The sequence below is a fragment of the Actinomadura chibensis NBRC 106107 genome (assembly GCF_001552135.1).
GTDB classification, from domain to species: domain Bacteria; phylum Actinomycetota; class Actinomycetes; order Streptosporangiales; family Streptosporangiaceae; genus Spirillospora; species Spirillospora chibensis.
This window is the reverse complement of the sequence record NZ_BCQP01000025.1, coordinates 17,285-29,902: the sequence shown is the minus strand read 5'-3', so window position 1 is coordinate 29,902 and position 12,618 is coordinate 17,285. Positions and strand designations below refer to the sequence as shown.

Below are 12,618 nucleotides of genomic sequence, written 5' to 3'. Positions count from 1 at the left end.
CCCCGGTGACCACCGATCGGGGCGCTCGCGAGGGTGTCAGCGGTGGGCGGTGAAGAACGCGCGGAGGTCGTCGGCGAGGAGGTCGGGTTCCTCTTGCGCGGCATGGTGTCCGCCCTTGTCGTAGGTGTTCCACTGCACGATGGCGCTGTGGTCGCGTTCGGCGAGCGGACGGATGGAGGGGAAGAAGTCGTCGGCGAAACAGGCCAGGCCCAGCGGCGCCGACGACGGTCCGGCGGGCGGACCACCGCCGTGGTAGCCGACGAGGGCCGAACTGCCCGCGGTGTCGGTCAGCCAGTAGACGGCGGCGTTGGTGAGGATGTAGTCGTCGCTCACCGAGCCGCCGAACAGTTGCAGGTTCCAGGCGAGCTGCCCGGCCGGGGAGTCGGCGAGCGCGTGCGCCAGGGTCTGCGGCTGGGTGGACTGGAGGCCGAGGTAGGCGCCCCGGTCCGCCATGAAGCGTTCCAGGGCGGCCAGTCTCGCCCGGTCGTCCGGCCCCAGCCGGTCGCGCTCGGCCGGGTCGCCGGACGGCAGCGAGAAGACCTGGGTGACGTGCACCGCGACGACGCGGCGCGGGTCCAGGCGGCCGAGCTCGATGGAGATCAGCGAGCCGACGTCGTTGCCGTGCGCGCCGTACCGCTCGTAGCCGAGCCGGCGCATCAGCTCCGCCCACGCCGCGGCGACGCGGCGGCGGTCCCAGCCCGGCTCGCGCGGCGCGCCGGAGAACCCGAAGCCGGGCACCGAGGGGACGACGAGGTGGAAGGCGTCGCCCAGCCGGTCGATCAGCGGCAGGAACTCCACCACCGACATCGGCCAGCCGTGGGTGAGGACGAGCGGCAGGGCGTCCGGCCGGGGCGACCGGACGTGCAGGAAGTGCACGTCGAGCCCGTCGATCTCCGTCACGAACTGCGGGTGGGCGTTGATCCGCCGCTCCCAGGCGCGCCAGTCGTAGCCGTCGCGCCAGTACTCGACCAGGCGCCGGACGCGGTCCGCGGGCACGCCGAGCCCGGCACCGGGCAGCGGGCGGGTGAAGCGGGTCGCGGCGAGCCGGGCCGCCAGGTCGTCGAGGCTCTCCTGCGGGATCGCCACCCGGTAGGGGCGGATCATGACCGGGCCACCTCGTCCAGCATCCGGGCCAGCGACTCCGGTTCGGTGATCATCGGCCAGTGCCCGGCGTCCAGCGTCACCATGTCGGCGCCCGGCGGACGCGGCGGTTCGCCCGGGTCGCCCGCGCAGGCGATGTAGGTGCGGGGCAGCCCGTTGACCGCGCCGAGGTCGGCCGGCGCCGGATCCCGGTAGGTGCCGATCGGCTGGCCGGCGCCGCGCGCCCGCAGCCAGGCCCGGTCCTCGGGGGTGAGGCCGTGCGCGCCGAAGCCCGCGTCGAGGACCTCGTCGCTCATCACCGGGATCCGCCCGTCCCGGACGGTCGCCATGATCGCGTCGACGACGGGCGCGGGCGTCGCGTCGAACAGGCTCCTGCCCGGCTCGGGCAGCAGCGCGGCGAGATACACCAGCCGGGCGATCCGCTCGGAGATCGCGTCGGCGGCGATCGTGGCCGGGGCTCCCGCGTAGGAGTGCGCCACGAGCACCACCTCGCGCAGGTCGGCGTACTCGATGGCGGCGGTGATGTCCCGGGCGTGCGTGGCGAGCGTCGTGTCCGCCGAGCCCAGGTGCGCCCGGTCGCCGAAGCCCGTGAGCGTCAGCGGATGCACCCGGTGGCCGTACGCGGTGAGCATCGGCGTGACCCGCTCCCAGGCCCACGCGCCGAGGAACGAGCCGCCGACGAGAACGATGGTCGACATCGGGTCGTCTCCTTTCGATCGATCTTCCCGACGCCGAGGCTAGGGGGCATTGTGGACGTTTTCCGTCCTCATTAGGATGGGGGCCGTGTCCCGTCCCGCGGCCCGCGTCCTCGCGCTGCTGGAGATCCTGCAAGACCGCGACCTGGTGCCCGCCGACGAACTGGCCCGGCGCCTGGACGTCGACGCCCGCGCCGTCCGCCGCTACGTCACCGCCCTGCGCGAGATGGACGTCCCCGTCGAGTCCGTCCGCGGACGCTACGGCGGCTACCGGCTGGCCCGCGGCGTGCGCCTCCCTCCCCTGATGCTCGGCGACGACGAGGCGGTCGCCGTCGCGGTCGCGCTGGCCACCGGCGGGCGGCGCGAGCAGCCGGGCGAACCCGACCCGGCCGACCGGGCGCTGGTCAAGCTCAACCGCGTCCTGCCCGCGCCGCTGCGCCGCCGCGTCACCGCGCTGACCGCCGCCACGGCGGCGACGGCGGGCCCGCCGAGCCCCGAACCGCACCTGGCGCTGACGCTGGCCGCGGCCGTCCACGCACGGCGCACCGTCCGGATCGAGCACACCCGCGGCGCGCGCGAGGTGGACCCGTACGGGCTCGTCGTGCACGCAGGCCGCTGGTACCTGGTCGGCCACGACCATCTCCGCGCCGCCGTCCGCATGTACCGCCTGGACAGGATCGGCGCCGCCGCCGAACTGCCCGGCCGGTTCACCCCGCCCGAGGACTTCGACCCGGTCGCCCACGTCCTGCGCGCGTTGACCCTCGACGCCTGGACCCACCGCACCGAGGTGTGGCTCGACACCGACCTGCGGACCGCCCGCGACCACCTGCCGGCCACCTTCGGCGACCTGCGCGCCTGCCCCGGCGGCGGCGTGCTCCTGGTGAGCGGCGCGGAGAACCTGCCCGGCATGGCGCGCGTCCTCAGCGGCCTGCCCTGGCCCTTCACCGTCCGCAGCCCGCCCGAACTGGTCACGGCTCTCGCCGACCACGTCGCCGCCCTCACCGAGGCCGTCTCCCGCTCCCGCCCCGCCCCATAGCCCGCGTGCCCTTTCCGGACAGGTGGGACAGCTCACGTCGGCATGTTCCGGACAGCTACAAATTCGGAGGGATATTCGCCGCTCAATGCATTTATTCGTCGGCGCATCCGGTGAAGGCACACCGATGATCGGGGTCCCGCCGGGGAAAGGTCGCGGATTCGCCTGATTCATTTCGGCGCATGGATCGGGACGGGTGCGATCTCCTGACGCGCGCGGTCTCATTGACGGGCGGCGTTTCCGGGCATCGGCCCCGCGCGTTCCGGATGGCGTCCGACCGTTGCCGGACCGGTCGACGAGGAACCGGTACGGAACCGTCCAGCGGAAGGGCTCAGGGTGGGCGTCGACCACACCAGCGGGACCGACACCAAGACCGAGACCACCGACCAGCCGCGCGCGACCGCCGCCTACCAGCCGCCGCCGGACCGTCCGGGTTCACCGGGCCAACCGTCCCGCGCCGAAAGCCGCGCCGCCGCCCGCGCCCCAGCCGAAACCGAAAGCGCCGCCGGAGAACGCGACGAAGAGCACACCACTGGGAAACCCGAGCCGGAGAAACAGGACCCGGCCGAGGGCGCGCCAGAGCAACCGCAGGACTTAGGCGCCGGCAAGCCCGACGCAGAGAAGGACGATGCTCCGCAAACGGCGGAACCCCCGCAGCCGGAGGACGAACCCGTCCGCGGCGACGGCCAGGACACACCGCGCGGCCCGCGGGCCGAGTCACGGGCGCAAACGCGGGAGGCGCAGAGCACGGAGGCAGAGGCTCCCGAGCCGCCGGATGAGCAGGACGCACAAACCGGCGGCTCGGACGCGCCCGGCCAGGAACCGCAGGCGGGAACCGCCCGCACCGATGCGCAGTCCGACACCGGCGAGACGAATACGGAGCCCACCGACTCCGGTCAGCAACCCGCCGACCGTGACAGCCCCGGGTCGGTCGCGGCTCCCGAGGAGAACGGGACCGACAAGTTCGCCGGACTCCCGACCCGGGCCGACCTCGACCCCGCCGGCGCCGGCGAACTCACCCGCGAACGCGGCGAACCTCTCGGTCCCGTCAACGAGAACCAGGACCTGCGAGAACCCGATCCGGAGAGAGATTCGGATTGGAAGAGGCTGCTGCGCAACGTCGGCACTGATACCGAGGACGCGATCAAGACCGGTGACGCTTTGAGCGATACCACGCTCAAACTCACCAGGCACCGGCCGCCCACAGAACTCAATACCAGCACAAGGGACAATAGTTCTCAAGTCAGAGATGTAGACCATTCAGCCAATATCCCAACTGTCGCGACCGGGGTCCTTGCCGCTGCTATCGTCTTAAACAGATTGGTGCACGCATTTCGCACGGTCGGCGGCAGGATCATAAGGAGGAGTGATGACGGTAGTCACCGATGATCAGGTGGCCGCGCTACGCGCTCAACTCGCCGGCCAGGGCGACGAGCATCGTCGCCTGCTGAACCGACTCGATCCGGAGGCGGCCAATATCGGCTACACGGCGCTGGTCACCGGGGCTTTCTTCGAAGCCGTGCGGCGCCGCTTCCTCAAGGACGGAAAACCGGCTGACGACGCCGAAATCATCGACTTCGTCAGCTCTGTGCGGCTGAGACTCGAAGAGGAGGAGGACAGGCTCGACCCGAACGTGGCCGAAATAATGATCAAGGTCGCGCTCGGCAAGCTACCCGTCGAGGCCCGGAAGGACATCAGCGGCGACGTCGGCTACAGAAGCCAGATCCTGCTGGTGGCCGGGCTGGTCGGGGACGCGCAACTGACCTCGGACGAGCTCGACGACTTCCTCAGGAAGGCACGGTTCTTCGCGGACGAACTGCGATCATGACCGAGCTGTCAGGCGTGAAAATAGGAGACGAGCACATCGCCCTTCTCCGCGAGTTCCTCTGCGGTGATACTGAGGAGCCTGTCGGCTACGGCGAGTCGATCACAGATAATGACGTCGTCGCTCATAACCTGTTGTCCTATTCGGCGTTCGCGGTGGCCGTGCTGCGGAAGTTCTCCCCCACCTACTCGGTCCCTGAGATCATCAAGTACGTCGCGGAGTTGCGGAAGGTCGTCGTCGACGAGGAGTCGCTGCATATCAACCCCCGGGTCGCGGAGGGCATGATCCGCGAAGTCCTTCAAGACAAGACCCTCAAGGACGCCGCGCCGTTCGGGGCCGACGACGAGGCCGTCGCCAGGGCCGGGTTCCTCGTGCTGCTGGACTTCTTCCACAATGCGGACCTCGATGGGCCCGCCCTGGAGGAATTCCTTCAGGAGTCGGCCGACTACGCCAGGTGGTTGCTAGCGGCCCAGCAGGCCCGGCAAACGGTGGGCTGAGCACGGCCGTCGTTGGTCGGGGTCAGACGCCCAGGGAGCGGCCGATGATCTCCTTCATGATTTCGGTGGTGCCGCCGAAGATGGTCTGGATGCGGACGTCCTGGTAGGCCTTGGCGATCGGGTACTCGGTCATGTAGCCGTAGCCGCCGTGGAGCTGGACGCAGCGGTCGACGACGCGCTTGAGCAGTTCGGTGTTCCACCACTTGAGCATCGCCGCCTCGTCGGCGGTGAGGGTTCCTTCGCTCTCCTTGACGATGCAGTCGTCGGTGAAGGCGCGGGCTACGGTCAGCTCGGTCTTCATTTCGGCGAGCGTGAAGCGGTTGTGCTGGAACTTGCCGATCGGACGGCCGAACGCCTCGCGCGTCTTGCAGTAGTCGAGGGTCTGCTCGAACGCGGCCTCGGCGGCGGCCTGCGCGGTCGCGCCGATGGAGAGGCGTTCGCGGGCCAGGTTCTGCATCAGGTAGATGAAGCCCATGCCCTCCTCGCCGAGGAGGTTCGAGGCGGGGACGCGGACGTTGTCGAAGAAGAGCTCGGCGGTGTCCTGGGCGTGCAGGCCGACCTTGTCGAGGTTGCGGCCGCGTTCGAAGCCGTCCATTCCGCGCTCGACGGCGAGGAGGCTCACGCCCTTCGAGCCCGCGGACGGGTCGGTCTTCGCGACGACGATGACGAGGTCGGCGAGGATGCCGTTGGAGATGAAAGTCTTGGAGCCGTTCAGGACGTAGTGGTCGCCGTCCTTGACCGCGGTGGTCTTGATGCCCTGGAGGTCGGACCCGGCGGCGGGCTCGGTCATCGCGATGGCGGTGATCAGCTCGCCGGAGCAGTAGCCGGGGAACCAGCGCGACTTCTGCTCGTCGGTGCAGAGCTGGCGCAGGTAGCCGCCGTTGATGTCGTTGTGGACGGCGAACCCCGGCCCGTGGATCCCGGCCTTCGCCAGCTCCTCGTTGAAGATCACGTAGTAGCGGTAGTCGTCGTTGCCGCCGCCCCCGTACTCCTCGGGGACGTCGATGCCGAGCAGGCCCGCGCGGCCCGCGGCCAGCCACACCTCGCGCGAGACGATCCCGTCCTTCTCCCACTGCTCGTGGAAGGGCGCGGCCTCCTTCTCGATGAAGGAGCGCACCATGTCGCGGAACGCCTCGTGCTCGTCGGTGTAGATGTCCCGTCCCATCCGGTGGTCTCCCTCGGTAAGCGCCTCCTGATACAGGATTAATGTAACACTAGGACTGTCATATAGAGGGAGGCGGGATGGAGCTCACCGTCGACGAGCTGGCGTCGCGCGCCGGGGTCACCGTGCGGACCGTCCGGTTCTACGCCGGGCGCGGGCTGCTCCCGCCGCCGCGGCTGCGCGGCCGGACGGGCCTCTACGGCGCGGACCACCTGGCGCGGCTGGAGCTCGTCCGGGAGCTCCAGTCGCTCGGGCTCACGCTGGCCGCGATCGAGAAGCACCTGCGGCGGATCCCGCTCGACGCGCCCGCCGAGGACCTGGCGCTGCAGCGGGCGCTGCTGTCGCCGTGGGCGCCGGAGCGTCCCGAGGACCTCGACCGGCACGAACTGGACCGGCGCGCGGGCCGCCATCTGGACGACGACCTGCTCAAACGCCTGGAGGCCCTCGGCGTCGTGGAACATCTCGGCGGAGGGAAGGTGCGGGTCGTCAGCCCGGCGCTGCTCGGCGTCAGCGCCGAGATGGCCGCGCTGCCGCTCCCCCTGGACACGCTCGTCGCCTCGCACGAGGCCGTCGAGCGGCACACGACCGCGCTGGCCGCCGAACTCCAGGGCGCCTTCCAGGACACCGTCGTCCGGCCCTACCGGGAGGGCGGACGCTCACCCGAGGAGCGGGAGCGGCTGCTGGAAATGGCGGGGAAGCTCAAACCGCTGATGATCCAGTCGGTGGTGACGTCGTTCCAGCGGGCCGTCGACAAGGCGATCAGGCAGTCCGTGCCCGACTGACCACGCCCGACCGGTTACGAGTCGCGCCATTCTTCGCCCTCGTATTCGACCAGGCGCGGGTGGACGAGCGTGTTGACCTCGACGTCGCGTTCGCGGCGGTCCTTCGGGAAGACGGTGGACGCGCGGAGGAGCGACTCGTCCAGGAAGCGGAGATCCGGGACGTCGCGCGCCAGTCGCAGATCCGGCGCCTTTCCGCCCGGCGACGCGAGGACGTACCCCCAGTCGCCGAAGCTCGGGACGTCGACGTGGTACGGGGTCCCGGCGAAACCGGCGGCGGCGATCGACTTCTCGATGCTCCAGAACGACTTCGGCGCGAAATACGGCGACCCCGACTGGACGACCATCCGGCCGTCCGGCGCGAGGATCCGCTTCACCATTCCGTAGAACTCGACCGAGTACAGCTTCGCGGTGGAGACGTCGTCCGGGTCGGGCATGTCCACGATGACCGCGTCGAACCGCTCGTTGAGACCGCGCAGCCAGGAGAACGCGTCGGCGGCCTTCACGTGCGCGCGCGGGTCGTCCAGGGAATGGCGGTTGAGGGACGAGATCGGCGCGTACGTCCGGGCGAGGTGCAGCATCTCCGGATCGAGTTCGACGAGCGTCGCGCTCTCGACGTCCTTGTAGCGCAGCACTTCGCGCAGGGCCAGTCCGTCCCCGCCGCCGAGGATCAGGACCCTGCGGTGCGGCCCCGCCATCAGCGGATGGACGAGCGACTCGTGATAGCGGTATTCATCCGCCGACGAGAACTGAAGGTCGCCGTTCAGGAAGAGCCGCACGTCGGACGAGCCGCCCGACAGCGCGACCCTTTTCGTAATGACGATCTCCTGGTATTTAGTGCGCTTGGAGAAGGCGATCGGGTCGGCGTAGAGGGCCTGGCGCGCCGACACCTCGAAACCGTCCGCGAGCGCGTACGTCCCGGCGAGGACGGCGAGGACGGCCACCATTCCGAGGGCGAGCCCGACCCGCGCGAACCGTCCGATCTGGCGGCGGAACAGCCACAACACGACGGCGATCCCGGCGACCGCGTTCACGACGCCGACCAGCAGCGCGCCCTTGATGTGGCCGAAGGCGGGCAGCAGCAGGAACGGGAACGCCAGCCCGCCGATCAGCGCCCCGACGTAGTCGGCGGCGAACAGGTCGGCGACGGCGCTGCCCGCGTCCTGCTTGCGGATCCGCTGCAAGAGCGTCATCAGCAGCGGGATCTCCGCGCCGATCAGCGCGCCGACCGCGAACGACACCACGACCAGCGCCGGGACGTACAGGTCGAGCCACGCGAACGCCGCGTACAGCGCCAGCACCGACAGGCCGCCGGTCAGCGCGAGCGCGCCCTCCACGACGGCGAACGCCACGACCGGACGGCCCTGCAGCGGCTTCGCCGCGAGCGACCCGACGCCCATCGCGAACACCATCACCGACAGGACGATCGACGCCTGCGTGACGGAGTTGCCGACGAGGTAGCTGCCGAGCGCGACCAGCGCCAGCTCGTACACGAGTCCGCAGGCGGCGCAGGCGAACACGGCCGCGAGGACCAGCGCCCGCGCGACCCGCGCCGGGACGGGCGGCTTCGGGTGCCCCTCCGCGGCGCCGGACGGCGGCTCGGCGACGTCCGACGCCTCCGGCGTCTCCGGCGGGGCGGGGCGGGCCGTCAGGAGACCGCCCCGGCCACGATCGCGGCGACGCCGAGGTCGGCGGCGGCGACCACCCAGCCCGCCGGGTGGATGCGCGTCCCGCTCCCCTCCGCGTCGACCAGCGTCGCGCCGAGCCTGCCCGGCGTGATCACGTCCAGCAGGAAGAACGCGACGACCATCAGCAGGACGCCGATGCCGCCGAACACCGCCGTGTCGACCAGGCCGTCGCCGAGGTCGCTGTCGCTCGTGACGATCGCCGTCGTGACGATCGCGCCGATGCCGAGGAGCTTCACCGACAGGAGCAGCGCCGCGCCGCGGTTGCCGTCCGTCCAGATCTGCTTGCCGAGGCGGCCGGGGGTCGTCACCTCCACCACCAGGTAGCCGAGCGCCATCAGCGCGATGCCGACCGCGCCGTAGGCGAGGGTGCCGCCGATCTCGTCCAAGAGGCCGTCCATCCGTTGCTCCTTATTTGCCCGACCCTGGCCCGCCGCCGCGGAAGGACGCGACGCCTCCGCTGGTCCAGCCGTTGGTGCCGGGGCTGGCCCAGCGTCCGCTGACGTGGGAGTAGTAGCGGTTGTAGCCGCCGCGCGGACGGTCGACCGTGATGCGGCTGCCCGTCCCGTCCGGCAGGACACCGACGACGAGCTTCGGGTAGCGCAGGAAGATGCCGCCCGCGGACCCGCGCAGCGCCAGGTCGTCCACCCGGTCGATCGACTTGAACTTCCGGTTGATCTCCCCGGCGACGATCGGCGGGGACTTCGGGGACCGGTAGGTGTCCACCCCGGCCCTGGTGTACTTGTCGGCGATCCAGGACGACTGCGATTGGCCGCAGCCGCCGAGCGCCAGGACGGTCAGCGCGGCGGCCGCCGCGCCGCCGATCATCCGGTGTCTACTGTTCACGTTGTCTCACCAGCCGGCTCCGCGTCATCACGATCTCCCGGGTCTGCGGGTAGGCGTGCCATGTCCGCCAGCCGATCCCGGCCTCCTCCACCGCGGGGTCCCGTGCGGGGTCGCGCGCGGGTTTCGCGGCGCCCGCGCTCCGTACCGGCGGGTGCTCCAGCGCGAGCGCCGTCACGGCGTGCCGGGAGCCGGGGAAGTCCCCGGTCAGCGCGTCGCCGCGGCCGTCGAGCCGCGCGCACACCGCCTCCACCGCGCGGCCGAACGCCGTCGCGTCGCTGTGCGCGGCGGTCGTCGCGGCGAAGTCGTAGGCCCAGCCGGGCAGGTCGGTGCTCGCGCGGCCGGGCAGCGGGTCGGCGGCGCCCGGCAGGCACGCCACCGTCTCGCTCAGCGGACCGGCGATGACCTGGTGGGACGCGCCGAGCAGGCGCAGCTCCACGGTCAGCCCGGCGTGCTCGACCGGCAGCACGGCGAGGGCGTCCAGCGGCGGCAGGCCGAGCGCGAACGACAGCGCGTCGGCGCGGGCGTCGGCGTAGGGGGCGTCGAGCGTCGCGCGCAACGTCAGCCACCGCTGCCGGGGTAGATCGTCATCGACCCGGCGGGGACGCGCTCGCCGAGCCCCGCCTCCCACTGCCCGCCGCCGTACTGCTCGAACGACAGGTACTTCCCGCGCGGGCCCTCGTAGTCGACGTACTCGACGCGGCCCTGGACGCCGACGCCGGTCGTCCCCTCGCTCGTGTAGTCGGCGGTGCCGTGCTCGTCGCGGCGGTACTCGACGCCCTCGACGACGATCGTCCGCTCGCCGGGGGTGAGGTCGCCGATGTCGTACTCCGTCCACCAGACGACTTCGAGGTCGGGGTCCTCCTCGACGGAGACCCACACCTTCGTGCCCTCGGTGGTGTCGGCGTCGAGGAGGTGCTCGCTCCAGGTGAAGCCGCCCTCGCGGAGCCGCAGCGAGCCGCGCACGAAGTAGCGGGTGCCGAGGTACTCGACCATGTCGCCCGCCTTGAGCGTCCGCGGGTCGCCCGCCGCCTGGTCCTCGGCCGCGAACGGGTCGCGGGGCGGAGCGGGCGGGGCCGGCGCCGGTCCCGAACGGCGCCGCAGCAGGACGACGATCAGCACGACCAGGGCGACCAGGATCAGCGCGAGCAGGATCACGATCGCGGTTCCGCCCACGGGCACCTCCATCGAATCGTCCATGACACGGGCACAGACCTGCGGATCCTACCGACTGTGGTCTCTTAAGCCCATACCGCGTTCAGACGTACCAAAAGGCACACCGGTTTCACGCGAAAACGACGGAACCGAAATCGGACCGACGCCCGGCCGGGACGGGTCAGAGCCGCGCGGACGCGGCGTCGACGCGCTCGTCCGTGGCGGTGAAGGCGATCCGGACGTGCCGCGCCCCGGCCGGTCCGTAGAACTCGCCGGGCCCGACGAGCACGCCGAGGGACGCGAGGTGGGCGACGGTGTCCCAGCACGGCTCGTCCCGGGTGGCCCACAGGTACAGGGACGCCTCGGAGTGGTCGACGCGGAACCCGTGCCGCTCGAACGCCTCGCGCAGGACGGCGCGCCGCCGCGCGTACCGGGCGCGCTGCTCGTCGACGTGCGCGTCGTCGGCGAACGCCACCGCCATCGCCGCCTGCACCGGGGCCGGGACGATCATCCCGGCGTGCTTGCGGACCTCAAGCAGCCGCTTGACGAGCGCGAGGTCGCCGGTGACGAACCCGGCGCGGTAGCCCGCCATGTTCGACCGCTTGGACAGCGAGTTCACCGCGAGCAGGCCCTCGTGGGAGCCCTCGCAGACGTCCGGGTGCAGGATCGAGACGGGCGGGCGCTCGTCGTCCCAGCCGAACTCCAGGTAGCACTCGTCGCTGACGACGAGCGCGCCGCGCCCGCGCGCCCACGCGACGACCTTGCGCAGGTGCTCGGCGGGCAGCACCTTGCCCGTCGGGTTGGACGGCGAGTTCACCCACACGATCTTGGGCGAGACGGGGCCGAGGGAGAGCAGGCCGTCGGTCGCGACGGGCGTGGCGCCGGACAGCCGGGCGCCCACGTCGTACGTCGGGTAGGCCAGCTCGGGGAACACGACGGTGTCGCCGGGGCCCGCGCCGAGCAGCGTCGGCAGCAGGGCGACCAGTTCCTTCGTGCCGATGACGGGGAGCACCGCGTCCGGGTCGGCGCCGGTCACCCCGGCGCGGCGGCGCAGCCAGCCCGCGACCGACTCCCGCAGCGCGGGCGTCCCGTAGGTCTGCGGGTAGCCGGGCGCGTCGGCGGCCCCGGCGAGGGCCGCGCGGATCGGCTCGGGCGTCGGGTCGACGGGCGTCCCGACCGAGAGGTCGACGATGCCGTCCGGGTGCGCGAGCGCCCGCTCCTTGTACGGGGCGAGCCGATCCCACGGAAAGTCCGGCAGCGTAAACAAAGACCTCACCTTTTCGTCCAGGAACCGGGCTTCCGGAGAAACCCGCCGGGCCGTGGCTCCACGCGGAGACCACGGCCCGGATTCGACGCACTTCGCCCTACGGACGCGCCCCGTGGGACGCTCCAGGCCCGGAGGCCCGCCGGTCAGTCGTCCTGGCTCTGCGGCGGGAGCGCGGCGACGATCGGGTGGTCCTTGTCGATCTTGCCGACCTTGGAGGCGCCGCCCGGCGAGCCCAGGTCGTCGAAGAACTCCACGTTGGCCTTGTAGAAGTCCTTCCACTGGTCAGGCGTGTCGTCCTCGTAGTAGATCGCCTCCACGGGGCAGACCGGCTCGCACGCACCGCAGTCGACGCACTCGTCCGGGTGGATGTAGAGCATGCGCTTGCCCTCGTAGATGCAGTCGACCGGGCACTCCTCGATGCATGCCTTGTCGAGCAGGTCCACGCAGGGCTGCGCGATGACGTAGGTCACGTCGGTGACTCCTCTCGGATTTCCGGCCCCGCCGCACGTCACGGCTCACCGCAAGCTCGCTGTGAATAGTATGGCGGCCACGGCGTCGTCGATTCGACATGGGGGT

Annotated in this window: 15 protein-coding genes; 5 read left to right on the top strand and 10 right to left on the bottom strand. The window is 71.2% G+C overall.

Features of this window, described 5'->3' with window-relative positions; genetic code table 11:
- Positions 1–36: 36 nt before the first annotated feature.
- Complete coding sequence (locus ACH01S_RS14750; RefSeq protein WP_067891012.1) at positions 37–1,104, bottom strand: epoxide hydrolase family protein; 1,068 nt, start codon at positions 1,102–1,104, stop codon at positions 37–39.
- The gene (locus ACH01S_RS14745) at positions 1,101–1,799 is read right to left on the bottom strand and encodes an alpha/beta fold hydrolase (RefSeq protein WP_067891010.1); all 699 of its coding nucleotides are present in this window, start codon (positions 1,797–1,799) and stop codon (positions 1,101–1,103) included. Before ACH01S_RS14745 ends, ACH01S_RS14750 begins: the two co-directional genes overlap by 4 nt.
- 85 nt (positions 1,800–1,884) lie before the next feature.
- On the opposite strand from ACH01S_RS14745, the gene ACH01S_RS14740 reads away from it, so the two are divergent.
- The 4 genes from ACH01S_RS14740 (at position 1,885) to ACH01S_RS14725 (ending at position 5,151) form a co-directional block, all read left to right on the top strand.
- Positions 1,885–2,832 carry a helix-turn-helix transcriptional regulator gene (locus ACH01S_RS14740; protein WP_067891352.1) on the top strand — a complete coding sequence of 316 codons (948 nt, stop codon included), beginning with the start codon at positions 1,885–1,887 and terminating at the stop codon, positions 2,830–2,832.
- Between the two features lie 333 nt (positions 2,833–3,165).
- Positions 3,166–4,218, top strand: coding sequence for a hypothetical protein (locus tag ACH01S_RS43520; protein ID WP_148344325.1), 1,053 nt, complete (start codon positions 3,166–3,168; stop codon positions 4,216–4,218).
- Positions 4,199–4,657 carry a hypothetical protein gene (locus ACH01S_RS14730; protein WP_067891003.1) on the top strand — a complete coding sequence of 153 codons (459 nt, stop codon included), beginning with the start codon at positions 4,199–4,201 and terminating at the stop codon, positions 4,655–4,657. Before ACH01S_RS43520 ends, ACH01S_RS14730 begins: the two co-directional genes overlap by 20 nt.
- Positions 4,654–5,151 (top strand): hypothetical protein, encoded by a 498-nt coding sequence (locus ACH01S_RS14725; protein ID WP_067891001.1) that lies wholly within the window; start codon positions 4,654–4,656, stop codon positions 5,149–5,151. The genes ACH01S_RS14730 and ACH01S_RS14725 overlap by 4 nt, the downstream gene beginning before the upstream one ends.
- Before the next feature lie 22 nt (positions 5,152–5,173).
- Here ACH01S_RS14725 and ACH01S_RS14720 read toward each other — a convergent pair whose 3' ends face one another.
- Positions 5,174–6,316, bottom strand: a complete 1,143-nt coding sequence (locus tag ACH01S_RS14720) for an acyl-CoA dehydrogenase family protein (protein WP_067890998.1) — start codon at positions 6,314–6,316, stop codon at positions 5,174–5,176.
- Between the two features lie 77 nt (positions 6,317–6,393).
- Between ACH01S_RS14720 and ACH01S_RS14715 the strand changes: the two genes are divergently transcribed.
- Positions 6,394–7,095, top strand: a complete 702-nt coding sequence (locus ACH01S_RS14715; RefSeq protein WP_067890995.1) for a MerR family transcriptional regulator — start codon at positions 6,394–6,396, stop codon at positions 7,093–7,095.
- Positions 7,096–7,109: 14 nt separating this feature from the next.
- Here ACH01S_RS14715 and ACH01S_RS14710 read toward each other — a convergent pair whose 3' ends face one another.
- From ACH01S_RS14710 to fdxA, 7 genes are all read right to left on the bottom strand, one after another.
- Positions 7,110–8,612: a polyamine aminopropyltransferase gene (locus tag ACH01S_RS14710; RefSeq protein WP_370671570.1), complete on the bottom strand. Its 1,503-nt coding sequence runs from the start codon at positions 8,610–8,612 to the stop codon at positions 7,110–7,112.
- Between the two features lie 128 nt (positions 8,613–8,740).
- On the bottom strand, positions 8,741–9,178 hold the full coding sequence (locus tag ACH01S_RS14705) for a DUF350 domain-containing protein (protein ID WP_067890989.1): 438 nt from the start codon (positions 9,176–9,178) through the stop codon (positions 8,741–8,743).
- Positions 9,179–9,188: 10 nt separating this feature from the next.
- Complete coding sequence (locus tag ACH01S_RS14700) at positions 9,189–9,623, bottom strand: DUF4247 domain-containing protein (protein WP_148344324.1); 435 nt, start codon at positions 9,621–9,623, stop codon at positions 9,189–9,191.
- Positions 9,613–10,179: a DUF2617 family protein gene (locus tag ACH01S_RS14695; protein WP_067890982.1), complete on the bottom strand. Its 567-nt coding sequence runs from the start codon at positions 10,177–10,179 to the stop codon at positions 9,613–9,615. Before ACH01S_RS14695 ends, ACH01S_RS14700 begins: the two co-directional genes overlap by 11 nt.
- Positions 10,180–10,181: 2 nt before the next feature.
- Entirely contained in the window at positions 10,182–10,808 is a 627-nt protein-coding gene (locus ACH01S_RS14690; RefSeq protein WP_067890979.1) for a DUF4178 domain-containing protein, read from the bottom strand.
- 148 nt (positions 10,809–10,956) lie between these two features.
- Positions 10,957–12,042 (bottom strand): succinyldiaminopimelate transaminase, encoded by a 1,086-nt coding sequence (gene dapC, locus ACH01S_RS14685; RefSeq protein ID WP_067890976.1) that lies wholly within the window; start codon positions 12,040–12,042, stop codon positions 10,957–10,959.
- A 143-nt stretch (positions 12,043–12,185) separates the two neighbouring features.
- A complete protein-coding gene (gene fdxA / locus ACH01S_RS14680) occupies positions 12,186–12,512 on the bottom strand; it encodes a ferredoxin (protein ID WP_067890974.1) in 327 nt (108 codons plus the stop codon).
- Between the last annotated feature and the right edge of the window lie 106 nt (positions 12,513–12,618).

Bases quoted from the DNA above. Each gene is read 5' to 3' on its own strand.
- ACH01S_RS14750 (WP_067891012.1), bottom strand. From the start codon at position 1,104: ATGATCCGCCCCTACCGGGTGGCGATCCCGCAGGAGAGCCTCGACGAC.
- ACH01S_RS14745 (WP_067891010.1), bottom strand. From the start codon at position 1,799: ATGTCGACCATCGTTCTCGTCGGCGGCTCGTTCCTCGGCGCGTGGGCC.
- ACH01S_RS14730 (WP_067891003.1), top strand. From the start codon at position 4,199: ATGACGGTAGTCACCGATGATCAGGTGGCCGCGCTACGCGCTCAACTC.
- ACH01S_RS14725 (WP_067891001.1), top strand. From the start codon at position 4,654: ATGACCGAGCTGTCAGGCGTGAAAATAGGAGACGAGCACATCGCCCTT.
- ACH01S_RS14720 (WP_067890998.1), bottom strand. From the start codon at position 6,316: ATGGGACGGGACATCTACACCGACGAGCACGAGGCGTTCCGCGACATG.
- ACH01S_RS14715 (WP_067890995.1), top strand. From the start codon at position 6,394: ATGGAGCTCACCGTCGACGAGCTGGCGTCGCGCGCCGGGGTCACCGTG.
- ACH01S_RS14705 (WP_067890989.1), bottom strand. From the start codon at position 9,178: ATGGACGGCCTCTTGGACGAGATCGGCGGCACCCTCGCCTACGGCGCG.
- ACH01S_RS14690 (WP_067890979.1), bottom strand. From the start codon at position 10,808: ATGGAGGTGCCCGTGGGCGGAACCGCGATCGTGATCCTGCTCGCGCTG.